The following is a 25,594-nucleotide window of genomic DNA, read 5'->3' as shown; positions in this document are numbered from 1 at the left end:
GCTGTGGCGTGTGTGCAACCTTTCCCATCGGCGCACAGGCAACCTCTTGGTCATTTCAGACTTATCTCGACAATCGCGGCCCACTGTGCGCTCGCGATATAAGCTCAGGAGGATCTTCCATGGCGACTACCAAAGCGAAGCGAGGCGAAGACGAGACCAAGGCCGCCGTTGCCAAGGTGAAGAAGACGGGCAAAGCCGCAGGCGGCGCACGTGGTGGCATTACTGCCCCCGTCACTCCCTCGCCCGAGTTGGCCGAAATTGTCGGCTCTGATGCTTTGCCCCGCAGCGAGGTCGTGAAAAAGGTGTGGGACTACATCAAGAAGCACGACCTGCAGGACCCGGCCGACAAGCGCCAGATCAACGCCGACGACAAGCTGGAAAAGATTTTTGGCGGCAAGAAGGCCAGCATGTTTGAGATGAACAAGCATCTCGCCAAGCACCTCAAGGCTTGATTTCACGCTGAGACCGACAAAGTAATCGCGGGCGTCGCCGATCAGATCGGCGGCGCCTTATTCTTGTCTTGAAACCGCTTCGGCTGATACGGGCCAGCGTCCGGGCGCAAGGCTAGGGAGTGATCGAAAGGCTTCGCCCGACATATTGAGGCGGAGGCGGTCACATTTGAATTTTATGCTCTGGCCGGGGACCGCACGAAGCTTTTCTTCGATGCCTGCAATTCCGCCCTCTGCGACGACCACATAGCTGACTGCAGCCGAAGCGCATTCCACCAACGCTTCCACGGCATGACCAATGGTGCGCTCATTCTCATCGACAACCGCCATGCCGCTGATACCGGTGGCCGTGAAAAGGCTGGGAGACGAGGATGTGCGGCTCGCCTTCTTCGCGGATTGCCCACCGTCTTCATACGCCGCTTGGCGCCCAAGCCAGCGCCAAACCCCAATGACGTTGATCAGGATCAGAAAACCGTTCGCGGCAACAAGATTTGTTTGCCCTGACGTCACTCCCACCAGTGTCCAGGCACTCGAGCCGACGGTAAATACGACGAAGCCCCAGCCGGTCATTCGAGCGCCTAGGTTCGAAGCGGTCATCATTGCCGCGATCATCGTGGCGATCGGGGCGACCCATCCGGCAATTTCCGCCATGTCTCTGCTCCCCATTTTTTCGATTTCAGCTATCGGCGCATCATGAGCGGAAGACGCTTTTGGGAATATGCGTGATCCGGCATGCGAGATCGGCTTCGCCAGAGGCGACGATGTAGTGTTCGCCGCCGTCCACGATCCCGGTGGTGAAGACCACATCTCGAACGTACATCTGGTGGTCGATAGGTTGGGTAAGGTACGCATTGGCTTCCAACAGCGGCGCGTGTTGGGTGCGCAGGGTCACGCTGGGGTCATCGCGATCGAGCAGTGACCAGTAGGTGCGATAGATGCCGACGATCTCGTGCGGCTCTACCCCATGCCACAGCGTCAGCCAGCCCTCGGGCGTCAGGATCGGAGGGGCGCCCCCACCCATCCGCGCCGTGGCGACCGTCGCGGCGTGAGGCCGGATGCCGGGCTTGTCGACCGGCTTCCAAAAGCGCGCATCCGGGGAGTACGCCAGATTGATTGAAGGCCCGGCCCGCCATTCGCTGCCGGGTGGATAGGCAAAGTAGAGGTCTCCCAAAGGCCGGGTCTGGGCCCAGTAGTGCCCATTGATCAGCCCTTCGAAAATCAGCATGTCCTTGTTCTGATGATCGAGGACGACGCCCTCAAACCGCCAGTCCAAGGCATTGTCGGAGCTGTAAAGCGTAGTGGAATGGCGCTCCGGGCTGACCGAGCAGGTCGTCATCAACCAAGTGCCGTTTACATGGCTAATCCGTGCGTCCTCGATGCCGTAGCATTGCAGGCTGGATTTCGGCGCGATTGCCTTGTCGTAGTGCAGCGCGATCACCTCCAACCCGTCGGCGCTTAGCTCGACCGGCAGCAGCCACGACAGGGATGTCAGCGCCATCACCTTCCATTCGCCGCCGTGAAGCGTGAACTTGCGTGGGTCGGCCGTGTCCGCATGTTCCAGCGGCCAGGCATCCAGTACATAACGCCCCTCGCCTTCTGCATCCCAGCGGATGGCGTGGACGTGCTCGTCAAATACCGGCTTTCGCAGTGCTTCGGCGATGCGCACCATCATCAGCAGGTTGCCGTTAGGCAGCCGGGTCAGCCCCGGGTTGAAGGCTCCAAGCACATATGTTTCAGCGTCCAGGTGGCCGGCCAGGGGAGATTGCGACAAGTCGATGTCATCGGGTATCAGCACCAGCTTGTCAGTCTCGTAGGTCATAACCAACTCCCCTTGTCCGTGATCCGCCGACGATAAGCCTTGAGCCTACGCCAAGTTGGAAAGAAGGTCTTCGGCCTTCGCCAGACGATCCGCCTCGTCGTGAAAATCTCCCTTCAGCAGGTAGCGTTCCTCCGATCGGACAAGCTTCAAGGCCTTCACGGCATCGGCATGATTGCGCCGGGGTGTGAGAGCGATGGCGGCGGGGCCTGCATCTATGCGATCGATATAGGCCTTGCGCGCCAGGATGCGCAGCCGAGCCATGGCGAGCAGCTGGACAGCTTCGGCGGGCAATTCGCCGAATCGATTCTGCATTTCTGCCTCGAAAGCCTCCAACGCGCCAAGGTCAGCAATGCGGGAAAGCCGGGCGTAGAGCGTAATTCGCAAATCCTCGTCCGGGATCCAATCTTCAGGAAGCAGCCCAGGCGAACCTGCATGCAAAACCGGCTGCCATTCGTCCACATCCTCGCCCCGCGCCTTGGCGATCGATAGCCGCATCATGTGTTGATAAAGCTCGATACCGATCAGCTTGGCATGGCCGGCTTGCTCCTCGCCCAGCAGATCGCCCGCACCGCGCATGTCGAGATCGCGCGCGCTGATCGCAAACCCTGCGCCCAGCCGATCGAACGCCGCCAGTGTATTGAGCCGCGCGAGGGTCCTGGGCGCGATCTTGGCGTCAGGCTCGGTGGTCAGCATGATATGCCCCCTCCGGCTTCCCCGTCCCACTCGGCCGCGAAGCTGGTGCAGTTGCGCCAAGCCAAAGCGATCGGCGCGCCATACCACCATCGTGTTCGCGCGTGGGACATCCAGCCCGGCCTCGATGATGTTGGTCGCCAGCAGGACATCGCCATCGCCGTTGGCGAAGCGGACCATGGTCTCGTCCAGTTCGGCAGCGGGCATCTTGCCATGAGCCTGCAGGACGGACAACTCGGGAACCAGACGCTTCAGGCGCGTAGCAAGCCCGGCGAGATCTTCGACGCGCGGAACCACCAGAAAGCTTTGACCTGCCCGGCTGTGTTCACGAAGCAAGGCGGCGCGCACTTGCGCCTCGTCGAAGGGGCCCACGGTGGAGCGGATCGGCTGCCGACGCGCAGGCGGGGTCGCGATAACGGACAATTGCCGCAGGCCAACCAGCGCACTCTGCAAGGTGCGGGGGATCGGCGTGGCGCTCAAGGTCAGCACATGATCCGCCCCCAGGGCCGCAATCTTGGCTTTGTCCGCCGCGCCGAAGCGCTGTTCCTCATCGATGATGACCAGGCCGAGATCGTGAAATACCACGCCTTTCCCGGCGACGGCGCCCGTGCCGATGACGATCGCGATCGATCCGTCCGCCAGCCCCGCCTTGACCACCTTCTTTTCCGCCGCCGTCGACAAGCGGGATAGTCCGGCGACGGTGATGCCCAGTTCCTGAAACCGCTTCGTGAACGTTTCGATATGCTGCCGCACAAGCACGGTGGTGGGGGCGACAATCGCGACTTGCTTGCCCGCGATCGCGACCATGGCCGCCGCTCGCAGTGCAACCTCGGTCTTGCCGAAGCCGACGTCGCCAACGATCAGCCTGTCCATCGGCTTGCCCGCCGCAAGATCGGCGCGTACCGCCGCGATGGCACGGGCCTGGTCTGCCGTCTCGGTGAAAGCGAAGCTATCGGCGAATTGTTCGTAAGCGGGCACGTCCGGTTCGATCACCGCCGCATCGCGCTTCAGGCGCTCTGCCGCAAGCTCTGTGAGTTCGCGGGCTGCTTCGGCAAGTGTGGCGTCGACATCGCCACGGCGCTTCGCCCAGCTGGAGCCGTCCAGCTTATCGAGCTTTACCGCTTCCTCGTCCGAGCCATACCGCCAGATGCGGCTGGCCTCGGCTGCAGGGATCAGCCGGCGGGTTTCGCCCGCAAAGCGCAGCACGATTGCCTCGCCACCTTCGGGCGCTGCATCCAGGCCCTCGATCACGCTGAGCCCGTGATCTTCGTGAACCACAACGTCGCCGCGCCGCAGTTCGGTCAATTGAAAGGGGTCGATCTGGGCATGGTCGGTATCGCCAAGATCACGCTGTGCGCGGCTGCCAAGCAAGTCGGCCGCGCTGACCACCAGAATATCGGCGGAACGGAAGCCACTCGGCAGCGGCATGGCCAGGCTCAGCAAAGCACCTTGCGGGGCCTCCAACGCTTCCCTCCACGCGGTGATGGGTTGAATATCTTCCTTCAGCTTTGCCGCGATGCGCGGCGTCAGGAACCGCAAATCGCGTGGCGATCCCACCAGCAGGACCTTGCCCCCCTTCAGCGCCTCGCGCGCGGCCTTGGCGAAGGCGCGCATCGGATCACGCTGTTCGGCAAAGCGGGCCGGTGCATCGCCAATATCGCCGGCGAGCGCTTTGTCTGGGTGAGATGCGGTGCTGGCGTGCCAGCGCTCATCGCTGCAGATCTGGCGCATCGCCGCGCGGCCCGCACGTTGCGCGGTATCGGCTGCCAGTTGCACGAACACCCGCCGCCGCTTGTCCGCACTTTCATCCTGAAAGATGCGGGCTTTGGGCAGATGGTCAACCAACGTTACACCATCGCCTGCCTCAGGTTCGCGTGCGCGACCAATCTCCAGCGTGTCGCAATCTTCGGTCGTCAGCTGGCTGATGGGATCATAGGCACGGATCGATGCTATCTTGTCCCCCGACGCTTCGATTCGATAGGGACCGGCAGCGTCGGCAGGGTAGATATCGATCACAAGCCCGCGCACGGCAAACTCTCCGGGCTCGTCGACCCGTTCGTCGCGAAAATAACCTAGCTCTTCCAATGTCACCGCGAACGTCGTGAAGTCGATCGCGTCGCCGCACTTTAGAATCGGCGGTGCGGGATCGTAGGCCTCGGGCTGGGGGAAGAGCCAGGCGCAACTCTCGCCAGTGGTGATCAGGGCGACGTGGCCGGACTGGTCTTCCTGTTGCCGCAAGCGAAGGGTACGCAGGGCGTTGGTGCGCTGACCGGCGTTGGCGGGACTGGCCGCGCCGGTATCGCCGGGCAAAGCGTCACTGCCGGGACAGAATATGACCGAGTGCCCGTCTGACGCCGCCTTCATGGCTGATGCGACGGCACTAGCCCGTACTTCATCGTGAGCGATGAAGATCAGATCGTCCGCCTCCAGTTCAGTCAGCAACAGGGCTACGGCCTCACCGATCGCGATGGCGGGTTTGCGATCCTGCGATGGCGAAGTGGCGACGATCTTGGCCATGGTGTTCATGCCAGACCAAACCAGACTTTCCCAAACTTGTTCCGCAAAATCAATTCAATATACATGGGAACGAAAGCGGTTTTCGATCGGCGAAAGCGCGGTGATCTGGCGTACAGACTGCCCGCTATTGGCGCGTTAGCCATTCCTCAAGGCTATCCGCTAACCGCTTTCTAAACCCTCGTGGCCCATCAGCGGGTATGGTTGAAGCGCTATGAAGTTCGATCCGATAATCCCCTCCGATGAAGCTGCGGACCGTGCAACCCCGCGCGCGGGGGTGACGATCATCTGCGACGTTCGGCAGGGATCGCGGCCATGGGCTTCGGCGCGGCTGGAAGATATTTCTCCAGGCGGCTTTCGCATCGCGCGGCTTGTCGGCGCAAGGCAGGATGTGCCGCTTCGCATTCAGATTCCGGGCATCCAGATGTTGAGCGCGGACATCCGCTGGATACGCGATGGCGCGGTCGGCTGTGCGTTTGCCGAACCGCTCCACGTCGCGGTATTCGAACATATCGTGCGCAGCGCCCGCTAGGACGCTGCACGACGACGGACGATCAGATGTGGATAGCGCGGCCGAAAGCGGCCAGCGTCGCCTCGTGCATCATCTCTGACAAGGTGGGGTGCGGGAAGACCGTGTTGATCAGTTCGGCCTCGGTCGTCTCCAGGGTCTTGCCCACGATGTAGCCCTGGATCAACTCGGTCACTTCCGCGCCGATCATGTGTGCGCCCAGCAATTCGCCGGTCTTGGCGTCGAACACGGTCTTGACGAAGCCTTCCGCTTCGCCCAGCGCGATGGCCTTGCCGTTGCCGATGAACGGGAACGTGCCGACCTTCAGTTCGTGACCGGCTTCCTTGGCCCTGGCCTCCGTCATGCCGACGGATGCGACCTGCGGGTGGCAATAGGTGCAGCCCGGGATATTGCTACGGTCCAGCGGGTGGGGATGAACCTCGGCGTTGCCCAGCTCCTGCGCGATGGCTTCGGCTGCGGTAACGCCTTCGTGGCTTGCCTTGTGCGCCAGCCACGGACCTTCCACGCAGTCGCCGATAGCCCACACGCCCTTCACGTTGGTGCGGCCTAGTTCATCCACCTTGATGTGGTAGCGCTTGTCCGGCTCGATGTTGAGGTCTTCCAGGCCGATGTTCTCAAGGTTGGGCACGATGCCAACCGCCACGATGACATGGCTGAACTCGGTGGTTTCTTCCTTGCCGGCCTTGTCCTTCAGGGCGACCTTGACGCCGCTGCCGCTCTTCTCAATCGCGCCGACGGAGGCCTTGGTCAGGATCTTGATCCCCTGCTTGGTCAGCTGCTTTTCGAGGAAAGCGGAAACGTCGGCATCCTCGACCGGAACGATCCGGTCAGCCATCTCGACCACGGTAACGTCAGAGCCCATGTCGTTATAGAAGCTGGCGAATTCGATACCGATCGCGCCGGAGCCGATTACCAGCAGCTTGCTCGGCAGCTCCTTGGGCGTCATCGCGTGACGATAGGTCCAGATGCGCTCACCATCGGACTTCGCCTTGGGCAACTCACGCGCGCGGGCGCCGGTCGCAATGATGATGTGCTTGGCTTCCAGCGTCTCGGTGCCCTTTTCGCCGGTCACCTCCAGCTTGCCCGGCTCCACCAGCTTGCCGGTGCCCATGTGCACGGTGATCTTGTTCTTCTTCATCAGCCCGGTCACGCCCCTGTTGAGCTGATCGGCCACACCACGCGAACGCTTCACCACCGCGTCGAGATCGGCGGTGATGTTTTCCGCCGAAAGACCATAGGCCTTGGCGTTCTTCATCTGGTGGAACACCTCGGCCGAGCGCAGCAGTGCCTTGGTCGGGATACAGCCCCAATTGAGGCAGATACCGCCCAGCTTCTCGCGTTCGACGATGGCGGTCTTGAGGCCCAGCTGCGAGGCGCGGATCGCCGCGACATAGCCGCCGGGGCCCGAGCCGAGAACGATGACGTCGTAGGTATCAGCCACTAGAATCTACTCCTGCTCGATAGCGCGGGGCCGGCCCGCCTCGTCGATGGCGACGAACGTGAACGTCGCCTCGGTTACTTTCACTTCGACGTCTTCGGTGCGATGCCGCCGCCAGGCCTCCACCGCGATCGACATCGACGTTTTGCCGATACGCGTCAGCGAGGCGTACACGGACACTTCATCGCCCACACCTACCGGAAGGTGGAATTGCATTCCGTCCAGCGCCACCGTAACGGCGCGGCCCCGCGAATAGCGCGCGGCAAATAGCCCCGCGCCCGAATCCATCAAACTGAGCAACCAGCCGCCGAATATGTCGCCATAGGCGTTGGTATCGGCTGGCATGGCGGTGACGCGGATAACCGGGTCGCGTTTTTCCACCGCCATCTCAGGCTGCTCCGTCGTGAAGGCCAGAGGGGACCGGCTTATCTTGCGCATCCAGGGTCACGAACGTGAACGTGCCATGCGCCACTTCCGCCTCGCCCTCCGCCGCACGCGGCCGGCCATAACCCTGCGTGCGCACGGTGAGTGATGTGCGCCCTGTCCGAACCACTTGCGCATAGACGTTCAATTCGTCGCCCACTTTCATCGTCCCGGGAAAGGCAAAGTCGTTCGCCGCGACGACCAGCGCCTTGTAGCCCGTCCTGCGGGTGACGAGTGATGCTGCGCCCAGGGCAAGCTGGCTCATCAGCCAGCCCCCGAAAACGCCGCCGTATGGGTTCAGATCGGTCGGCATGGCAGTCACGCGGATCACCAGGTCGCCTTCGGGATGCATCCTTACGCGACCATCCCGAGCGGGTTCTCCACATATTCGCGGAAGGCCGTCATCAGGCGTGCGCCGTCTGCGCCGTCGATCGCGCGGTGGTCGAAGCTGCCGGTCGCGGTCATCACGGTGGCGACGCCGAGCTGCCCGTCAGGCATCACCCAAGGCCGCTTCTCACCCGCGCCCACCGCCAGGATGGTCGACTGCGGCGGATTGATCACGGCGGTGAACTGCTTGATGCCCATCATCCCCATGTTCGAGATCGACGCTGTGCCGCCCTGGTATTCGTCCGACTTAAGCTTGCCTTCCTGCGCCCGCTTGCCCAGGTCCTTCATGGCCTTGGCGATCTGCGAGAACGACCGGCCGTTCGCGTCCTGCACGATCGGGGTGATGAGGCCACCGGGGATCGAGACGGCGACCGATACGTCCGCGCGCTCGTACTTGATCATTTCGTTCCCGGCGAACGTCACGTTGCATTCCGGTACATCGATCAGCGCCTTGCCCAGCGCCTTGATCAGCATGTCGTTGACCGAGACCTTCACGCCCTGCTTTTCCAGCGCAGCGTTCAGTTCGGCACGCATCGCCATCAGCTTGTCGAGCCGCACGTCGACCGTGAGGTAGATATGCGGGGCCTGCTGCATCGATTGAGTCAGACGGCGCGCGATCGTCTTGCGCATGCCGGACAGCTTTTCGACCGTGTGGGGGATGCGCGGGTCGAGGACGGACCGGGTTTCATCGGCCATCTCGACCTGGGCGGGTGCGTCGGCCTTGGTAGAGGCGGCAGTTGCGGGGGCAGCCTTGGCGTCAGCCTGCGCGGCAGGCTTCGCCGTGCCGGGTTGCGCTGCGTCGATATCCGCCTTGACGATACGGCCGTGCGGTCCCGAACCGGTCACCGCGGCAACGTCCACGCCCTTTTCAGCAGCCAGGCGCTTGGCGAGCGGAGAAATCGCGACACGACCGCCCTCGTTCGTGGACGGTGCGGGTGCCGGAGCCGCCGACTTGGGTTGCTCGGCGCTCTTCGCAGGGTGCTCTTCCTTGGGAGGCTCCTCGGCCTTCGCCGGCGCCTCTTTCGCGGGCTGCTCTGCCGCATCGTCGTCCTTTGCCGCCGGCTTTTCCTTTGGCGCGGCATCCTCGGGGGCTTCGGCGGGTTCTTCGCCCGGCTCTTCACCTTCTGCGAGCAGCGAGGCGATCACCGTTCCGACCTTCACACCGTCCGAGCCTTCGGGGACCATGATCTTGCCGATCGTCCCCTCATCCACGGCTTCGAACTCCATGGTGGCCTTGTCGGTCTCGATCTCGGCCATGATGTCACCCGAGGCGACAGTGTCACCCTCCTTGACCAGCCATTTCGCCAGCTTCCCCTCTTCCATGGTGGGTGAAAGAGCGGGCATCTTGATCTCGATCGGCATCGTCGCGAAAGCTTCCTCTGGACAATGGGTCAGGTTGATCCGTCCTTGGACAAATTGGCCGCGCGGGGCAAGCCGCCATTGCTGCGTACTCACGCAAACTCCCCCAATGCTGGGCCTTGCACCTGACCGGAAACAATCCGATACGAGATGCCAGCGAAAGCGAAGGGCAGCACTGCGCGTCGGCAGTGGCAGGAGGAGAAATCGATGCGCGTTTACCTCGTCATCGTCGACGAGTCGGAAGAGGCGCTTGTCGCGCTGCGCTATGCCGCGCGTCGTGCCGCTCAGACCGATGGAACCGTGCACTTGCTGGCCCTTGTGCCGGCCCAACCTTTCAACGCTTTTGCCGGGGTACAGGCCACGATCGAGGAGGAAGCCCGCTCGCGCGCTGAAACGCTGGTGACCGCGGCGGCGGGAAATCTCCTGTCTCAAGGTGGCAAGATGCCCGCGATCTCGGTGCGGATGGGCGAAGACACTAAAGTGGTTCGGGATTATCTGGAAGAGCATCCGGAAGTGTCCGCGCTGGTGCTGGCCACAGCGAAGGATGGCGGCCCCGGCCCACTGGTATCGCACTTCACCGGTCTGGGTACGCGGATGCCCTGCCCGGTTTTCCTGATTCCGGGGAACCTGAGCGAAGAGCAAATCGATCGGCTGAGCTGAGCAGGGCTGCGAAAGCCGGCAGTTGACTATCTACCGCTTGCGCTTCCCTTGGTGGCGAATGTTCGATGGCCGCCCGCGCTTGCCCACGGTATGTGCGCCGCGCTTTGACATCGGCAGTGGCTTGCCGCGCGGCTCGATCCTCGATCCGCCTTCGACCAATTCGAACTTGAGCGAGCCGGTCAGCGGGTTGGCCTCCGCCAGGCGTAGCGGCAGCCGATCGCCGGAGGCATATCGCGTACCGCTTTGCTCACCCATCAGCACATGCGCGCGCTCATCATAATGAAAGCGCTCGTCACCCAGCGTGGAAACCGGGACCAAGCCATCCCCGCCCAGCCCGACGATCGTGGCGAAAAAGCCGAACTTCTGCACGCCGGTGATGCGGGTTGGGAACGTCTCGCCCACGCGGCTTGAGAGCCATGCGGCGAGGTAGCGGTCGATCGTCTCGCGCTCAGCTTCCATCGCCCGGCGCTCGGCCTTGCTGATGGCGTCGCTGATGCGGCCCAAGTCCTCCCGGTCACGCTCTGCCAGGCCTGAACCCTTGGGCAGATCGGTCTTCGGCGCAGGCTGTTCCAGGCGATAGCCATCCACCAGGGCGCGATGGACCAGCAAATCGGCATAGCGACGGATCGGCGATGTGAAATGCGCGTAGGAGCCGAGCGCAAGGCCGAAGTGCCCTGCGTTTCGGGGGCCGTAATAGGCCTGCGTCTGGCTGCGCAGCACCGCTTCCATCACCAGCGCCTTTTCGCTCTCGTCCGCCACATCCTTCAGCATCCGGTTGAAGAGGCCGGGGGTGATGACCTGACCCAGAGCCAGCTTGCGGTCGAAGGTGGCGAGATAGTCCCTCAGCGCCACCAGCTTCTCGCGGCTTGGCGGCTCGTGGATGCGATAGACCACCGGGGCGACTTTCGCCTCCAGCGCCTTGGCCGCCGCCACATTGGCGGCGATCATGAAATCCTCGACCACGCGATGCGCATCCAGCCGCTCGCGCACGGCGATCTCGGCGATGCGGCCCTTCTCGTCCAGGACGACGCGCCGTTCGGGCAGTTCCAGCTCCAGCGGATCGCGTGCGTCGCGCGCCGCTGCCAGGGCGCGCCATGCGGCCCAAAGATTTTGCAGCACTTCGATCGCGACACCGGCATGAGGCGCTCCATCGGGGGCCGATGCCTCGTCGATCCGCCGCTGCGCTTCCTCGTAAGCGATCACTTCGGCAATGCGGACCAGGGCGCGGGTGAAGCGCCATTCGGTGACCCGGCCATGCGCGTCGATCCGCATATGGCAGGCCATCGCCGCGCGGTCCTCGCCCGAGCGGAGCGAGCAAACGTCGGCCGAAAGCACTTCCGGGAGCATCGGCACCACGCGATCGGGGAAGTAGACCGAGTTGCCCCGCTTGCGCGCCTCGCGGTCGATCTCGCCGCCCGGGCGCACGTAGAAAGACACGTCAGCGATCGCCACCAGCGCGCGGAAGCCGCCTTCGCCATCCGGTTCGGCCCAGATCGCATCGTCGTGGTCCCGCGCGTCGGACGGGTCGATGGCGACGATCGGCAAATGCCGCAGGTCTTCGCGATCATCGACGCTCAACGGCAGCTTCGCCGCCCGCTCGGCTTCGTCCAGCGTCTCCTGCGAGAAGACGTTGGGAATGCCGTGCTTGTGGATCGCGATCAGGCTGAAAGCGCGCGGCGCGAGCGGTTCGCCCAGCACTTGCGTGACTTTCACGCCGGAGCGCGGCGAACGTCCCGCCGGTTCCGCCAGTACCAGCTCACCCTTCTCCGCACCGCCAAGATCGGCGATCGGCATCGAGTGGCGGATGCGCTTGTCGACGGGGGCAAGCCAGCCCTTCCCCGCCATATCGATCTCGACCACGCCGAGCACCTGCTCCTCACGCGCGGCGATCTTCTTCATCGGAAAAGCGCGCCAGCCGGTGCCGACCTCTTCCGTGCGCGCCAGCACCCGGTCACCCTGCTTGAGCGCTGAGCCGCGCCCCTTCTCGACCAAGCGGATCCGCGGCGGTGGGGTGGCATCATCCGGTTGCCAAGTATCCGGCACCGCGATCGCCTCGCCATCGTCGATGGTCACGACGCGCAGCACGGTAACTCGCGGCACCCCGCCCATGCGATGATATGCGGTGCGCTTGCCATTGATAAGGCCTTCATCGGCCATATCCTTCAGCAGCGCTTTCAGCTGGATCTTCTCATGACCCTTCAGACCGAAAGCGCGCGCAATCTCTCGCTTGCCCGCCGGCTCTGCCGACTGCTGGATGAAGTCAAGGATCTGCTTGCGCGTCGGAAGGCCGGGGGCGTGCTGAATGGGCATCGCCAGCGATCTAGGCCTCGCCCCGCCCCGGCGCAATGCCGGTGGGGCAACGCCGGTTCAGTATGATCGTGCCACGTAGATCCGCTCGACCGCAGGCTCCCCGGTGAAGATGCACGATCCGGACACCGCCTGCCCATCCAGCGGTGTGTTGCGGATCGTCAGCTTCAGGGCCTTCAGCTTCTGCACCACGCTTTCCAGCGCCGCACCGGTCGGGCGGGACCAGAGGACTTCGGCCCAGCCGGGATAGCGTTTGTCCTGCGCAAAGAAGGCGGTCAGCGCTTCCATGTTTTCCACCGTCGAGACATTTGCATCGCGCCGATCCTTGGCCTCGGCGAACAGGCCGGCCTGGAATTCCTCCAGCTCGGCCACCGCGCTCGCGAGGAAATCATCCTTTGCCAGCGCGACGAAGTTGGCTTTCGCCGCCGCGTTCCAGATCCGGTCGCGCCGCAGCATCGACACCTGACCACCCGCAGCATCGCGCCCGCCGATTTCCAGCATGATGGGCACGCCCTTCTTGACCCAGGCCCAGCGCTTCTGCGTGGCCTTGCCGGGGCGCTTGTCCAATAGGACGCGCACCGGCTCCCCAAAAGCGGAAAGCTGGCCAAGTGCTTTGGTCAAATCCTGGCAATAAGCCAGCAGAGCCTCGTCTTCCGGCCCATCGCGCAGCATCGGCAGCACCACGATCTGATAGGGGGCGACAATCGGCGGCACGCGCAAGCCATCGTCGTCACCATGAGTCATGATTAGGCCGCCGATCATGCGCGTGGACGTGCCCCAGCTGGTGGTATGCGCGTATTGCTGCGTGCCTTCCTTGTCCTGATACTGGATGCCGGCGGCCTTCGCGAAGCCAGTGCCAAGGTAGTGCGAGGTGCCTGCCTGCAGCGCCTTGCCGTCCTGCATCATCGCCTCGATCGAATATGTGGCGACGGCACCTGGGAATCGCTCATTCTCGGGCTTTTCACCCGCGAAGACGGGCATCGCCAGTTCGGTTTCGGCAAAGTCCCGGTACATTTCCAGCGCGCGCAGAGTCTCTTCCATCGCGTCGTCGCGGTCGGCGTGGGCGGTATGGCCCTCCTGCCACAGGAATTCGCTGGTGCGCAGGAACATGCGCGTGCGCATTTCCCAGCGAACCACATTGGCCCACTGGTTGGTCAGAAGCGGCAGGTCGCGCCAGGATTGGACCCAGCGCGCCATCGCGGCGCCGATTACCGTCTCCGATGTCGGCCGCACGATCAGCGGCTCTTCCAGCTTTGCCTCGGGATCGGGAACCAGGCCGCCGTTTTCTCCCGCGATCAGGCGGTGATGGGTGACGACCGCCATTTCCTTAGCAAAGCCCTCCACATGGTCGGCCTCTTTCGCAAAGTAGGATAGCGGGATGAATAGCGGGAAATAGCAGTTCTGCACGCCAGCCGCCTTGATGCGGTCATCCATGCGGCGCTGGATGCGCTCCCAGATGCCATAGCCCCAGGGCTTGATCACCATGCACCCACGCACGCCGGATTCCTCGGCCATTTCGGCTTCGGAGATGACCTCCTGATACCACTGCGCGAAATCGTCGGCGCGCTTGGTGGAAAGGGCATGGCGGATCTGGGGCGTCTGATTCATGGCGGTGCTGTTAGCGGGACTTGTCCGCCGGTTCAAACAGGAGTGATGCCAGGCACAGGCACCCGGGCAGCGATATTGCCGACCGTCGCTAAGCGGGGGACATTAGCTCCGCCAGGTTCGCAGGGTAGAACACCTCGGTCAGGGCATTCAATTCGTTCGGGAGGAACCAGCGCCAGCTTGTCATGACACGGCGCTCCAGTTCGGTGTGCCCGGCGCTGTCGATCTCCGCTTGTTGCACGCGAACGCGGAAATACCGTTCGTCCGCGTTCACCGGAACACCGTCCAGCGTTACGAAATCGGCGACGATCCGGGCGATCTCCTCGCCGGGATCGGCATCGATACCGGTTTCTTCCAGTAGTTCCCGGCGCGCAGCTGCCTCGTAGCTTTCGCCCGGCTCGACCGCGCCTCCGGGCAGGCACCAGAAGGGTGGCCTGTCACTGACATCGAAACGGAACAGCAGCACGCGCCCCAGATCATCCTGCAGGATGATCCGCGCGGCCGGACGCGCGATGCGTGCCATTCTTACTTACCGAGTTGATCCAACCGCTTTTGCATCTCGGCCATCTGCTCACGCAAGGCTGAGAGATCATCCGCAGAACCTGCCGACGGCGTTGGCGTGGGCGCAGGAGTTTCGGCTTTTTCCGCGCCGGGCATGAAGGCCGAGGCGGCGGCCTTGAACATCGCCATGTTTTGCTCCGCCAGCTTGGCCAGCGGATTGTTGCCCAGGCTGGTTTCGAACGCCTTGTGCAACTTCGCCTGGTTTGCGCGGAAGTTGTCCATCGAGGCTTCAAGGTAGTGCGGGATCAGCGACTGCATCGAATTGCCGTACATTCCGATCAATTCACGCAGGAAGTTCACCGGCAGCATTTGCTCGCCGTTCGATTCTTCTTCCATGATGATCTGGGTCAGGATCGTGTGCGTAATGTCGCTGCCGCTTTTGGCATCCAGGACTTTGTAATTGATGCCTTCCCGGGTCATTTGGGCGAGGTGATCAAGCGTGATGTAGCTGGAAGAGCGGGTATTGTAGAGCCGCCGATTGGCGTACTTCTTGATGATCACCGTGTCATCGTCGTTCGCCGGTCCGGTCATCGCTCGCCCCTCGATTTCGCTGTTGCACAGAGACTAACACTTGATTGCGCTGCGGCGCAACAACTTTGCTGCGCAGCATCAAGGTGAAATCTACGTGTTTTCAACGGGTGACGGGGCGCGTGATACGGGAGAGATTTGATCATGCCCAGGCTTTCAGGCCGATGCGGGCGTCGGTCCTAATATCTGCAGCGCCGCGTTCCATGGCAGCATCAGTGCACCGTGACGCCCCGGATAATCACGCGCTGCAGCAATCGCCGCCAGACCTGGCCACTCCGGCAGGTCACCCTGCCCTGCAAGCCAACGCTCCACGGCATCGGCCGCATGCAGAATTTCGGTCGTCTCGCGCCCGACCGCATTTTGCGCGAAGACCGCAGCAGAGGCCTGGCCAATCGCGCAAGCCTGGCTGCGCACACCGACGCTTGTAATCCGCCCGCCCTGGTCCACAGCCAGTCCCAGCGCCAGCGTGCTGCCGCAACTGCGAGAGCGGGCATCGCCGCGCAAAGGCAGATCTTCATCCAGACGATACGCGGCAAGGCTTGTCGCCAGCGCCAGCACTTCGGGCGTGTAGAGTACGGCGGTGGATGCCATTGCTAGTCTTCCTGGGCTGCGCCGTCGGCAGCCCGGCCCACAGTGGTTTCTGGCGTTGCCTCCGCAGCCGCGGCGGCAGCCCGGCGTCGCTCTCCGATCAGCTTGACGAGGGATTTGCTGGCGGCATCGACAAAGGGATAGGTGCGCGATTGCGTGATCCAAGTGGGCCGCCCGCCCACGCCCCAGACCGTGTCATACCCCAGGACCAGCACCGAAAAGCCCAGCACGACCACGATCACACCCTTCACGCCACCGAACCCGAAGCCCAGCACCCGGTCGATCGGGCCGAGTACGGAGCTGCGGCTTTTGCGGCCGGCCCAGTTGGCGATCATCTTCATGATGGCATAAGGGACGATCACTAGCAGGCCGAACGCCAGCACCGCCGCGCCCGACCCCGATCCGATATGCGGCACCAGCCAGGCGGTCAGTGCAGTGTGGAACAGGCGCACGGCGAACACGACCGCCATCCAGGCGATCAGCGCCAGGATTTCCTGCACGAAGCCGCGCAAGAAACCGATCACCGCGCCCACGCCGACGATCAACAGGACTGCTATGTCGAAACCCGTCATCGCTCGTCATCTAGGAAGCGCCGAGTACCCGGTCAACGAGGTTCGGCAGCAGCGTCAGGCCGTCATAGCGCAAGCCCTTATCGTCCGCGGGCGTGGACGAAGCCGGTCCAAAGCCGCGTCCAAAGCCCAGCTTAGCGGCTTCACGCTGGCGGATACCGGCATGGGCCACGGGCCGAATCTCGCCCGCCAGCGATACCTCGCCGAACCATACCGCGTCCTTGGGCAGCGGCTTGTCTCCCAGCGCCGAAACCAGTGCGGCAGCCACCGCCAAGTCGGCCGCGGGATCGGCCAGGCGATAGCCGCCCGCGACGTTGAGATAGACTTCGGCGCTGGAGAAATTGAGCCCGCAGCGCGCTTCCAGCACGGCTAGCAGCATCGCCAGCCGACCGGAGTCCCAGCCGACCACCGCCCGTCTCGGCGTGGCGCCGCTCTGCAGCCGTACGATGAGCGCTTGGATTTCGACCAGCACCGGACGTGTACCTTCCATCGCCGGGAATACCGCGCTGCCCGCCATCGGCTCTTCCCGGCCGGACAGGAAAAGCAGTGAGGGGTTGCCCACTTCGGCCAGGCCCGCGCCCTCCATGGCAAAGACGCCGATCTCATCCACTGGGCCGAAGCGGTTCTTGATCGAGCGCAGGATGCGATACTGGTGGCTGCGCTCGCCCTCGAAGCTCATCACCACGTCCACCATGTGCTCCAGCACGCGCGGCCCGGCGATGGACCCATCCTTGGTGACATGACCGACGAGAACGAGCGTAACGCCGTTTTCCTTGGCGTAGCGGATCAGTTCGAAGGCGCAGCCGCGCACTTGGCTGACCGTGCCGGGTGCTCCTTCTATCTGGTCGGAATGCATGGTCTGGATCGAATCGATCACCAGCAGAGCGGGCGGCTCCATGTTGCCCAGCGTCGTCAGAATATCGCGCACGGACGTGGCGGAAGCCAGCATCAGCGGCGCGCTCGACAATCCCAGCCTCTCAGCCCGCAGGCGCACTTGTCCTGCCGCTTCCTCACCGCTGACGTAAACGGCGGTCGCGGCGGAGTTGGCGATGTTGGCGGCAGCCTGCAGCAGCAGCGTCGACTTGCCGATGCCGGGATCACCCCCCATCAGGATCGCGGAACCGGGCACCAGGCCGCCGCCCAGCGCGCGATCGAACTCGCCAAGGCCGCTGGTCCGCCGCTGCAGCTTTTCGCCGGGAGCATCCAACGCTTCGAACCGAATGGGACGGCCGCCGGATGACAAATCATGCTTGGCTGAGAAGACCGTTTGCGGTGCCTCCTCAGCCAGCGTGTTCCACTCACCGCAATCGGCGCACTGCCCCTGCCAGCGGTTGGAAACGCTGCCGCAGGCCTGGCATGCATATCGTCGCTTTGGTTTTGCCATGACGACGGCTTAATCAGAACATTGCAAGAACGCAATCACCCGAGTGGAAGTTCGTGGTGATCGCGATTGGATGGGTCAATTCAGAGTGCCGGGAGGCGCCGGGATATCGGCATCATCCTCGTGCGTGTCGACAATGCCGCGGCCAACGTGGCTCTTGCGGTACCCATAGGCGAAGTAGATCGCCAGGCCCAGGATGCCCCAGATTGGCAGGACCAGCATGGCCTCTGTCGGCAAGTTGAAGAACAGCACGACGCAGCCCAGCGCCGAGATCGGCGCAACGACCCACACGATCGGAGTGCGGAATGGCCGGACGCGCTTGGGATCGCGTACGCGCAGGATCAGCACCGCCAACGATACCATGAAGAACGCGAACAGCGTTCCCGAGTTCGAAATGTCGGCCAATTGACCCACCGGCAGAAGCGCGGCGGCGATGGCCACGAAGACGCCGGTGATCATGGTGACGATGTGCGGTGTCTTCCACTTGGGATGCACTGTGGCCAGTTTCTCCGGCAGCAGGCCGTCGCGTGCCATGACGAAGAAAATGCGCGTCTGACCGTAGAGCATCATCAGGATGACCGAAGGCAGGGCGAGGTTGGCGGCCAGACCGATCAGATCGCCCGCCCACGAGTAATTGATCGCACGCAGCACATGGGCCAGCGCTTCATTGGAGCAGACCAGCGGCGTCTGGCCCTGTTGCAGAAGGGCAGAGCATTGCGCCGCGAATTCGGCAGAGCCGGGCTGGACGCCCAGCGCGGTCGGCTGTGCGCCGATCGCACCGATCGCGCCCGCCGCTACGAGCAGATAGAAGACCGTGCAAAGCGCCAGGCTGCCGATCAGGCCGATCGGTACGTTGCGCTGGGGGTTCTTGGTTTCCTCTGCCGCGGTAGAGACGGCATCGAAACCAACGTAGGCAAAGAAGATCGAGGCCGCCGCACCGACGACGCCAAGGCCGCTGGTGCCGGCGGGGCCGAACCAGCCGTTGGGAGTGAACGGTGCGAAATGTTCGCCATTGATCGCTGGGATCGTCAGGATGACGAACATGGTGAGGGCTGCGACCTTGATGGCGACGAGAATGGCGTTGAAGGTGGCGCTTTCCTTGGTCCCGCGCATCAGCAGCAGCGTGACGGACAGCGCGACGACGATCGCGGGCACGTTGATGATGCCGTGGCTGAAATCCGGCCCGCTCAGCGACCATCCGGGCCCTGCGGAAAGCGCGGCCGGTAATTCGAAGCCGGTCAGGCTTTTTAGCAGGCCCATGAAGTAGCCGGACCACCCGACCGACACGGCGGAGGCGGCGACGGCGTATTCCAGGATCAGTGCCCAGCCCACCATCCAGGCCAGAGTCTCGCCCACCACAGCATATGTGTAGGTGTAGGCCGAGCCGGAAACCGGCACCATCGCTGCCAGCTCGGAATAGCATAATGCCGCCACCGCGCAGACGAAGCCGGCGATCGCGAAGCTCCACATCATGCCAGGGCCTGCCTTCTGCGCGGCGGCTGCGGTCAGCACGAAGATGCCAGTACCGATGATCGCGCCCACGCCCAGCAGCGTCAGCTGCACGGGGCCTAGCGATCGATGGAGTGATTTCTTTTCCGCTGTCGCCAAGATGGCATCCAACGGTTTTACCCGACCGAACATGCGGTGACCCCCAGAAAATTTATGGCGCAAGAAAAATGCGCGCTGCTGATAGAAAAGTTAGCGAGTGCCAAGCGCTTGGCAAGCGCAATCGCGCATATGTCCCCTGCCTTTGCGTCCGGCGTCCATGATGACTAGAAGGCGCGGATGTCTACCACATTCCAGCTCGACACCGCGACCAGCCGCGCCAACCCCACTCCGCAACCGATGAAGCGCCTGACCGTGCCCGCGATCCAACGCCGCAAGGTGGAGGGCGTCACGGCTGATCCCCTGGTGATGCTGACTGCATACACGGCGCGGCAGGCCCAATTGCTGGACCCGCATTGCGATCTGCTGCTCGTGGGCGATTCCCTGGGCCAGGTGATCTACGGGCTGCCCTCTACCCTGCCCGTTACGCTGGACATGATGGTGGCGCATGGCGCCGCCGTGGTGCGTGGCAGCTATCACTCGGTCGTGATCGTCGACATGCCTTTCGGCTCCTATGAAGCCAGCCCGCAGGCGGCGTTTACCTCGGCGAGCCGCATCATGGCGGAAACCGGCGCGGCGGGCGTGAAGCTGGAAGGCGGCGTCGCCATGGCCGAGACGATCGCGTTCCTTACCCAGCGCGGCATTCCGGTGATGGCGCATATCGGTTTGACCCCGCAGGCAGTGAATGCGCTGGGCGGCTATGCCGCGCGAGGCCGCAGCGAGGCGGAGGAAGCCAAGATCATCGCCGATGGCAAGGCGGTGGCGCAGGCCGGCGCCTTCGCGGTGGTGATCGAAGGCGTGGTCGAACCCATCGCCGTCGCCTTGACGCAGGCGCTGTCGATCCCGACGATCGGCATCGGCGCATCGGCGCAATGCGATGGGCAAGTGCTGGTGACCGAGGACATGCTGGGCATGTTCGAACGCACGCCACGCTTCGTGAAGCGCTATGGCGACATCGCGGGCATGATCAGCGCGACGGCCGCGGCTTATGCGGGCGAAGTGCGCGATCGCAGCTTTCCCAGCGCGGAGCAGACCTATCAGCCGAAGGCCTGAGTTCTCTCCGAACGAAGGGGCGGCTCGCCGCTGAGGGAGCAGCGGCGGTACGTGAGCAGTAGAGCTTGAACGTCACGCCCCCGCGCGTTCAGCCGTGCAGATCGTATTGCTTCAGCAGATCATACAAAGTCGGGCGGCTGATCCCCAGCATCTTGGCGGTGCTGGAAATATTGCCTTCGCTGCGTGCGAGGGCATGGCGTATCACCTTGCGATCCGCCTGTTCGCGTGCGCCTTTCAGATTGAGCGCCTGAAGTGCCTGATCATCCGGCGCGGCAAGATCGAGATCGGCGGCATGAACCAGTTTCTCATCCGCCATGATCACCGCGCGCTTCACGCGGTTCTCCAGTTCACGCACATTGCCGGGCCAGCCCCAACTGTCGATCGCGATCAGGGCATCGGCCGCGAAGCCACGCACGCTGGGGTTCATCTCCTTGGCGAAGCGGTGGAGGAAGGATTTAGCCAGTAGCGTGGCATCCCCTGGACGCTCGGCCAGCGATGGAATACGCACTACGATCTCGGCCAGGCGATAGTACAGATCCTCGCGAAAGCGCCCTTCGACGATCATCGCCTCCAGGTTCTGGTGCGTGGCGCAGACGATCCGCGTGTCGACCGGGATGGAACTGCGCGAGCCGATCCGTTCGATCACGCGCTCTTGCAGGAAACGCAGCAGCTTTACCTGCAATTGCAGCGGGATGTCGCCAACTTCGTCCAGGAACAAAGTGCCGCCCGCCGCCTGCTCGATCTTGCCCTCGGTGGTCTTGATCGCGCCGGTGAAGGCGCCCTTCTCGTGTCCGAATAGCTCGCTTTCGAGAAGGTTCTCCGGGATCGCTGCGCAGTTGATCGCCACGAACGCGCGCCCGGCCCGATCGCTCGCCTCGTGCAGACCGCGAGCCAGCAGTTCCTTACCGGTGCCGCTGGCGCCCAGCAGCATCACCGAGACCTTGGTGTTTGCGACTCGCTCGATCGTGCGCGCCACTTTCATCATCTCGGGCGCACCGGTGATCAGGCGGCCCAGCACCTTGCCTTCCTTGTCCACACGCGCGGCAAGGCGACGGTTTTCCTCCTCCAACTTGTGCAATTGAAGCGCGCGGCGGACGATCAGCCCCAAGGCATCGATGTCGACCGGCTTTTGATAGAAATCATAAGCGCCATGGGCGATCGCCTGCAGCGCGCTTTCGCGGGCTCCATGGCCAGAGGCTACGATCACCTTGGTGTCCGGCTTTAGCGCCATGATTTCGTCCAGCACGGCAAAGCCCTCGCTGGTGCCGTCGGGGTCCGGCGGCAGGCCAAGGTCGAGCGTGACGACATCGGGAGCTTCGGCGCGCAGCAGCGCCAGTGCCGAAGCACGATCGCCGGCCACCAGGACCTCGAAGTCCTCGTAAGACCACTTCAACTGGGCCTGCAGCCCCGCATCGTCCTCGACGATCAGCAGCTTGGGCAAAGACGCGCTCTTCTCGCTGCTCATGCAACCTCTTGTGTCTGGGACGCGCCGATGGCGCCGGTCTGGAGCGGCACGCGCACGATGAAGCGTGAGCCGATACCTTCGCGCGATTCGACGTCCAGCCGGCCCCGCATCGCCCGCACCAGTTCGCGCGCTTCGAATGCGCCAATGCCAAAGCCTCCACTCTTGGTGGAGACGAACGGCTTGAACAGGCGGCTGCGGATGAATTCGGGCGACATCCCGCTGCCCGAATCGACCACTTCGAACCGCGCGTCCGCCCCCTCGGCGACAACGGACAGGAAAACCGGGCTCCGCGGCCCGCTGGCGTCGAGGCCATTCTGCACCAGATGCACCAGCACCTGCTCCAGCGAGTGTCGGCTGGCGATGGCGCGCAGCGGCTCACACTCGGTCAGCCGGACCTGGCGATTGCCGTTGAAGCGGGCGATAACGGCCCGGGCCACCTCGTCGGCGCGGATACCCTCGATCCGGTCGACGCCACCGCTGCCATAGCGGGACAGGCGGGAGATCAAGGCGTTCAGCTTTTCCGATGAGCTGCGCAAGGTGACGATCATGTCGTCCCGGAACGCCTTCTTCTCGGCATGAAGCTCGGCATTGCGGGCCAGCAAGCTGAACTGGCTGGCAAGGTTCTTGATGTCGTGCATCACGAAGGCGATGCGCCGGTTGAAATCGTCGAACCGCCCGGCTTCGGCCAAGGCTTCCTGGCTGGCATGCTCGGCCAGATAGCTCGCCAATTGCTGGCCGATCACGCGCAGCAGATCGAAGTCTTCCCAGTCCAGCTTGCGCGTCATCAACGGTCGGGCCAGCACGACAACGGCGACGAGGCGATCGTAATGGATCAACGGCACCAGCGCCCACGCCCGGTTATCGTCCCGCAGCCAGGCTGGCAGGGCTGGAGCTTCGCGCTCGTCGTCATTATCGACATGACTGCCGCTGCGCATCTCATCCAGGTCGGCGATGAAGCTTTCGCGCTCCAGAAAAGCGGCGAGGTCGGACCCGAGATTGCCCGTGCCATCGATGCTGGCCCAGTTCCAGCGGGCGGCCAGCGCCGGGCCGTCCTCCTCATCGCACATCAGTAGCAGGCCCGCCGGGCTGCTGGTGACATCCGCCAGCGCTTGGATGACCCGCTCCCCCAGAGGCGGCGCTTCGGGGCCGACGCCGCCGATCGTTCGGGTGAAGCGCAGCCACTCTTCGCGATAGTCATAGCGGTGTTGGAAAAGGTGCTTGCTGACCGTCACCTTCAGCCAACTGCGCAACCGGCGAGACGGCAGGACGAGCAAGGCCACCGCCATCGCCACGGTGACGAAAATCAGCTCGATCAACCGGGCGAAATTGCCGCCCATGTAGGCCAGGGACTGCGCGATCACGACCATCGCCACCAGGTAAAGCCCGATCAGCAGCAACGAGAACGTCTGGAAGGTCACCGCGCGCGAGGGCCGCAGGCGCAGGGTCTCCCGCCCATGGGTCGCGCCCACCCCCAGCAAACCAACCAGGGCGATCGTCGCCAGGCCGCGCAGGGCGGCGATCTCTCGCGGCCAGGCTCCGGAGAGATAGGCGACGGTGTAGAGGTTCAGCTCAAAGATCCACAAGCTCGCCAAGGCGGCGGCGGGCCAGCGCAGCGCCAGGCGGGCGTCGGGTGAGGCGCCGCCATAGAGATTGTGCACCAGCACCAGCGCCCCGACCGTCACCAGCAGGCGCAGCATCACCTCCAGGCCAAGGGCGAGGCTTTCCAAGCCCGGATCGGCCGAAATCCAGGCGACCCCGAGGTCGACGCCCAGCAGCAACAGTTCCACGAAGACGAGCGAGAACAGCACGGGCCGGATCGGGGCCAGGCTGTCATGCCGCCCATCGTCGGCAAACAGGCGGTAGACCACGAGAAGCCACGACAGATTGCGAATCGCCTCCAGCACGGTCGCGCCAGTGCTGCCGCGCAGTTCGAGCGCTTCGGCCAGGGACCACAGCGCCGTCACCACCAAGGCGAACGAGGTCGCATGGCCAGCCTTGCCCAGCCGGCCGAAGCGGGGCTTCAACCAGGCTGCCAACGTGGCCGCGCCGATCGCGCCGCTGACGTGCAGCACCAACGCGATCGTCGCCCAGAGATCTGCCGTGCTACCGGCCAGCCCATGCATCAGCGCGCGCCTTCGCTCCAGATCACCACGCGCAGGGTTTGCAGCAGGATCAGGAGATCGAGGAAGGGCGTGTAGTTCTTGGCATAGTACAGATCGTATTCCAGCTTATGGCGGGAATCCTCGATCGACGCGCCGTAGGGGTAATTGATCTGCGCCCAGCCGGTGATCCCCGGCTTCACCATGTGCCGCTCCGCGTAATAGCGCAGCTGCTCCTCAAGATCGGCGACGAATTCGGGCCGTTCGGGGCGCGGGCCGACGAAGCTCATCTCGCCTTTCAGCACCGTCCAGGTCTGCGGCAATTCATCGATCCGGACCTTGCGGATGAAGTTGCCGATGCGGGTGACGCGCGGGTCGTCCTTGGAGGCCCACTTCGCGCCATCGGCCTCCGCATCGGTCCGCATGGAGCGCAGCTTGATCACATCGAAACCCTGGCCAAACAGACCCACCCGGCGCTGGCGATAAAAAGCCGGGCCCTTGCTATCCAGCTTCACCAGGATGGCGAAAACCAGGATGATCGGCGCGGTGAGCAGCAGCAGCAGCAAGCTCGCCCCGATATCGAACAAGCGCTTGGCGACGCTGGAAATCATCCGGCCCGAGGAGAAGCCGTCGGAAAAGATGAGCCAACTGGGGCTGACGGTGTCGAGATCGACGCGTCCGGTCTCTCGCTCCAGGAAGCTGGAGAATTCGTTGACGTGGACGCCGGCGGTCTTGATTCGCAACAGGTCTTTCAGCGGCAAGGCGTTGCGGCGCTCTTCCAGCGCCAGCACCACTTCGCTGACGCCAAGGTTCTCCACGAATCGCGTCAGGTTGTGGATGGCGGAGCGGGGGATCGCTTCCTCGATCGCGGGGGCAGCCTCGCTCATGCCGATATAGCCGACGATGCTGAAGCCGCTCTCGGGACGCTCCCCCAGATCGCGCAGACGCTGTGCCCGGGCACCTGCCCCCAGCACCAGCACTCGGCGGCGGAACGCGGACGTGCCCAGAAAGCCGCCCAAGACCAGGCGATCGGCGATGAGCAGGCAGAATGCGATCGCCATGGAGTATGCCAGGGTCGAGCGCCAGAAGGTCTGCCCGCCGATCAGGAAGTCCAGGAACGACAAGGCGATCACGCCCAGCGAGATCGCCACCAGCAGGCGTGCCGCCGCAAATCGCATCGATCGCAAGGCATCGGGGCCATAGACGCCCACTGCGATCATGGCCGTCACGATCATCGCCGCGAAGCCCGTATGTGCCCATGCCCGATCGGTGATGAACCCTGTGCTGATACCGATCTGATCCGCGCGAAGCCGCCAGGACAGCTCGTTGGCGGCGACCAGCATGACCAGATCGACCAGCCACAGCAGAACCACCGCGTGGGGGATATAATGTTTGAACAAACGGATCATCGGTAAGGATCGATCTTCCGGGCCCGGAATAGGACTGGGAAGCTTACCTAGGGGGAAGGCGTAAAATGTCGGTTACTTTGACACCGAATACATTTCAGGACGCGGAAATTTAGCTGAAGTGACAAGCTGGCTTTACAGCAGTGCCGCGAATGGCGG

Annotated in this window: 22 protein-coding genes; 4 read left to right on the top strand and 18 right to left on the bottom strand. The window is 63.6% G+C overall.

Going from position 1 to position 25,594, the window contains the following annotated elements:
- Nucleotides 1-119: 119 nt before the first annotated feature.
- A complete protein-coding gene (locus GGR39_RS17430; RefSeq protein ID WP_058737642.1) occupies nucleotides 120-452 on the top strand; it encodes an SWIB/MDM2 domain-containing protein in 333 nt (110 codons plus the stop codon).
- A gap of 57 nt (nucleotides 453-509) precedes the next feature.
- Here GGR39_RS17430 and GGR39_RS13555 read toward each other — a convergent pair whose 3' ends face one another.
- The 3 genes from GGR39_RS13555 to GGR39_RS13545 are packed head-to-tail and all read right to left on the bottom strand — an operon-like array spanning nucleotide 510 to nucleotide 5,475.
- A complete protein-coding gene (locus GGR39_RS13555) occupies nucleotides 510-1,100 on the bottom strand; it encodes a PRC-barrel domain-containing protein (protein ID WP_246388723.1) in 591 nt (196 codons plus the stop codon).
- A 40-nt stretch (nucleotides 1,101-1,140) separates the two neighbouring features.
- Nucleotides 1,141-2,268 (bottom strand): glycoside hydrolase family 130 protein, encoded by a 1,128-nt coding sequence (locus GGR39_RS13550; protein ID WP_183617630.1) that lies wholly within the window; start codon nucleotides 2,266-2,268, stop codon nucleotides 1,141-1,143.
- Nucleotides 2,269-2,313: 45 nt separating this feature from the next.
- Nucleotides 2,314-5,475, bottom strand: coding sequence for a TRCF domain-containing protein (locus GGR39_RS13545; protein WP_246388720.1), 3,162 nt, complete (start codon nucleotides 5,473-5,475; stop codon nucleotides 2,314-2,316).
- A 211-nt stretch (nucleotides 5,476-5,686) separates the two neighbouring features.
- Here GGR39_RS13545 and GGR39_RS13540 point away from each other — a divergent pair, with 211 nt between their 5' ends.
- On the top strand, nucleotides 5,687-6,004 hold the full coding sequence (locus GGR39_RS13540) for a PilZ domain-containing protein (RefSeq protein ID WP_058735329.1): 318 nt from the start codon (nucleotides 5,687-5,689) through the stop codon (nucleotides 6,002-6,004).
- Between the two features lie 22 nt (nucleotides 6,005-6,026).
- Here the strand turns inward: GGR39_RS13540 and lpdA are convergent, their stop codons facing one another.
- Genes lpdA through GGR39_RS13520 form a run of 4 tightly spaced genes read right to left on the bottom strand, consistent with a single transcriptional unit; the run spans nucleotide 6,027 to nucleotide 9,611 of the window.
- On the bottom strand, nucleotides 6,027-7,442 hold the full coding sequence (gene lpdA, locus GGR39_RS13535; RefSeq protein WP_183617627.1) for a dihydrolipoyl dehydrogenase: 1,416 nt from the start codon (nucleotides 7,440-7,442) through the stop codon (nucleotides 6,027-6,029).
- Nucleotides 7,443-7,448: 6 nt separating this feature from the next.
- Nucleotides 7,449-7,826 carry an acyl-CoA thioesterase gene (locus GGR39_RS13530; protein ID WP_058735331.1) on the bottom strand — a complete coding sequence of 126 codons (378 nt, stop codon included), beginning with the start codon at nucleotides 7,824-7,826 and terminating at the stop codon, nucleotides 7,449-7,451.
- A 1-nt stretch (nucleotide 7,827) separates the two neighbouring features.
- Complete coding sequence (locus GGR39_RS13525; protein ID WP_183617625.1) at nucleotides 7,828-8,214, bottom strand: acyl-CoA thioesterase; 387 nt, start codon at nucleotides 8,212-8,214, stop codon at nucleotides 7,828-7,830.
- Between the two features lie 2 nt (nucleotides 8,215-8,216).
- On the bottom strand, nucleotides 8,217-9,611 hold the full coding sequence (locus tag GGR39_RS13520) for a pyruvate dehydrogenase complex dihydrolipoamide acetyltransferase (protein ID WP_183617847.1): 1,395 nt from the start codon (nucleotides 9,609-9,611) through the stop codon (nucleotides 8,217-8,219).
- A gap of 204 nt (nucleotides 9,612-9,815) precedes the next feature.
- Between GGR39_RS13520 and GGR39_RS13515 the strand changes: the two genes are divergently transcribed.
- Entirely contained in the window at nucleotides 9,816-10,268 is a 453-nt protein-coding gene (locus GGR39_RS13515) for a universal stress protein (protein WP_058735501.1), read from the top strand.
- A gap of 30 nt (nucleotides 10,269-10,298) precedes the next feature.
- Here the strand turns inward: GGR39_RS13515 and rnr are convergent, their stop codons facing one another.
- The 8 genes from rnr to GGR39_RS13475 all read right to left on the bottom strand — a co-directional run bounded on the left by rnr (nucleotide 10,299) and on the right by GGR39_RS13475 (nucleotide 19,448).
- Nucleotides 10,299-12,578 (bottom strand): ribonuclease R, encoded by a 2,280-nt coding sequence (gene rnr, locus GGR39_RS13510; RefSeq protein ID WP_183617623.1) that lies wholly within the window; start codon nucleotides 12,576-12,578, stop codon nucleotides 10,299-10,301.
- Nucleotides 12,579-12,635: 57 nt separating this feature from the next.
- Nucleotides 12,636-14,183 (bottom strand): proline--tRNA ligase, encoded by a 1,548-nt coding sequence (gene proS, locus GGR39_RS13505; RefSeq protein ID WP_183617621.1) that lies wholly within the window; start codon nucleotides 14,181-14,183, stop codon nucleotides 12,636-12,638.
- A gap of 88 nt (nucleotides 14,184-14,271) precedes the next feature.
- Entirely contained in the window at nucleotides 14,272-14,703 is a 432-nt protein-coding gene (locus GGR39_RS13500; RefSeq protein WP_183617619.1) for an NUDIX hydrolase, read from the bottom strand.
- A 2-nt stretch (nucleotides 14,704-14,705) separates the two neighbouring features.
- Nucleotides 14,706-15,272, bottom strand: coding sequence for a polyhydroxyalkanoate synthesis repressor PhaR (phaR, locus tag GGR39_RS13495; RefSeq protein WP_183617617.1), 567 nt, complete (start codon nucleotides 15,270-15,272; stop codon nucleotides 14,706-14,708).
- A 153-nt stretch (nucleotides 15,273-15,425) separates the two neighbouring features.
- Nucleotides 15,426-15,860 (bottom strand): iron-sulfur cluster assembly scaffold protein, encoded by a 435-nt coding sequence (locus GGR39_RS13490; RefSeq protein WP_183617615.1) that lies wholly within the window; start codon nucleotides 15,858-15,860, stop codon nucleotides 15,426-15,428.
- Nucleotides 15,861-15,862: 2 nt separating this feature from the next.
- Entirely contained in the window at nucleotides 15,863-16,429 is a 567-nt protein-coding gene (locus GGR39_RS13485; RefSeq protein ID WP_183617613.1) for a CvpA family protein, read from the bottom strand.
- A gap of 10 nt (nucleotides 16,430-16,439) precedes the next feature.
- Complete coding sequence (gene radA / locus GGR39_RS13480) at nucleotides 16,440-17,810, bottom strand: DNA repair protein RadA (RefSeq protein ID WP_183617611.1); 1,371 nt, start codon at nucleotides 17,808-17,810, stop codon at nucleotides 16,440-16,442.
- Between the two features lie 75 nt (nucleotides 17,811-17,885).
- Nucleotides 17,886-19,448 carry an amino acid permease gene (locus GGR39_RS13475; RefSeq protein ID WP_183617609.1) on the bottom strand — a complete coding sequence of 521 codons (1,563 nt, stop codon included), beginning with the start codon at nucleotides 19,446-19,448 and terminating at the stop codon, nucleotides 17,886-17,888.
- Between the two features lie 144 nt (nucleotides 19,449-19,592).
- On the opposite strand from GGR39_RS13475, the gene panB reads away from it, so the two are divergent.
- Nucleotides 19,593-20,465, top strand: a complete 873-nt coding sequence (gene panB / locus GGR39_RS13470) for a 3-methyl-2-oxobutanoate hydroxymethyltransferase (RefSeq protein WP_183617607.1) — start codon at nucleotides 19,593-19,595, stop codon at nucleotides 20,463-20,465.
- A gap of 88 nt (nucleotides 20,466-20,553) precedes the next feature.
- Here the strand turns inward: panB and prsR are convergent, their stop codons facing one another.
- Genes prsR through GGR39_RS13455 form a run of 3 tightly spaced genes read right to left on the bottom strand, consistent with a single transcriptional unit; the run spans nucleotide 20,554 to nucleotide 25,438 of the window.
- Nucleotides 20,554-21,930 (bottom strand): PEP-CTERM-box response regulator transcription factor, encoded by a 1,377-nt coding sequence (gene prsR / locus GGR39_RS13465; protein ID WP_183617605.1) that lies wholly within the window; start codon nucleotides 21,928-21,930, stop codon nucleotides 20,554-20,556.
- The gene (gene prsK / locus GGR39_RS13460) at nucleotides 21,927-24,053 is read right to left on the bottom strand and encodes an XrtA/PEP-CTERM system histidine kinase PrsK (RefSeq protein WP_183617603.1); all 2,127 of its coding nucleotides are present in this window, start codon (nucleotides 24,051-24,053) and stop codon (nucleotides 21,927-21,929) included. Before prsK ends, prsR begins: the two co-directional genes overlap by 4 nt.
- Nucleotides 24,053-25,438, bottom strand: a complete 1,386-nt coding sequence (locus tag GGR39_RS13455) for a TIGR03013 family XrtA/PEP-CTERM system glycosyltransferase (RefSeq protein WP_058735345.1) — start codon at nucleotides 25,436-25,438, stop codon at nucleotides 24,053-24,055. Before GGR39_RS13455 ends, prsK begins: the two co-directional genes overlap by 1 nt.
- Nucleotides 25,439-25,594 lie beyond the last annotated feature (156 nt).

This window comes from Novosphingobium fluoreni (assembly GCF_014196615.1).
Taxonomy (GTDB): Bacteria; Pseudomonadota; Alphaproteobacteria; order Sphingomonadales; family Sphingomonadaceae; genus Novosphingobium; species Novosphingobium fluoreni.
Note: the sequence above shows the minus strand (reverse complement) of the source record. Positions and strands in the feature narration are given on the sequence as shown.